The organism is Paenibacillus phytorum (genome assembly GCF_013141715.1).
GTDB lineage: Bacteria > Bacillota > Bacilli > Paenibacillales > NBRC-103111 > Paenibacillus_E > Paenibacillus_E phytorum.
Genome location: NZ_WHOA01000121.1, coordinates 1 through 719, shown reverse-complemented (window position 1 = coordinate 719; position 719 = coordinate 1). Strand labels below are relative to the sequence as shown.

The following is a 719-nucleotide window of genomic DNA, read 5'->3' as shown; positions in this document are numbered from 1 at the left end:
ATTAATTGAAGATTAAAACTAAATAATGATTGTGTTAAAAACATGTTTGGTAAGAAATAGTGATTACTTCGTTAAAGTCATTCCACCATATCTACCTAATGCAAATGTCAAAATTGTTAAGACTGAAATCAGAAATATCCCCTCCACCTTCACAGACGAAACCTCACAAACAGAAATGGATAGTTTAAGCAGTAATGAGGGCTCAAGAACAGTATTTATCAATAATTTAAAAACAGGTGATAGGGTAAAGTTATATTACTTTCGTGTTTTAAACTCTTATCACTATAAGGGAATAGACATTTCAGAAAAATGGTGCGATGGTTTTCTTTGTTTCCGTTTTTTTATGGGCTATGCCTATATTGATTCAACGACAGGTAGATTGCTAAGATTGGACATTTCTAAAGTATCACCTAAATGAAAGCACTAATCAATTTTCAGTAGGAGGGATCATGTTTTTAAAGATAAGTAGAATTACTTTAACAATAATCGTTATTTGTTGCTCTCTTTTTAGTCTAATTACTCAAAACTTTGAATTGATGCCGTATTTGATGTTATTCCTAGCGCTTTTCATGTTAGTGACAGGATTAGCTGAACTTCAAAAAGGTAGAAAAAGATTTTGGGGATATATAAGCATTATCGTTTCTTTATTTGTTTTTATTGCTTCCATAAAAGGATTCTTATTAAACTAAACGAAGAACGATAGTTCAATAAAACAGCGG

2 protein-coding genes are annotated in these 719 nt (G+C 30.9%); both read left to right on the top strand.

Annotation, left to right across the window (positions count from 1 at the left end; genetic code table 11):
* The first annotated feature begins 25 nt into the window (after positions 1–25).
* A complete protein-coding gene (locus GC098_RS17930; RefSeq protein ID WP_171644518.1) occupies positions 26–418 on the top strand; it encodes a hypothetical protein in 393 nt (130 codons plus the stop codon).
* Between the two features lie 31 nt (positions 419–449).
* A complete protein-coding gene (locus GC098_RS17925) occupies positions 450–689 on the top strand; it encodes a DUF3953 domain-containing protein (protein ID WP_171644516.1) in 240 nt (79 codons plus the stop codon).
* The last annotated feature ends 30 nt before the right edge of the window (positions 690–719 follow it).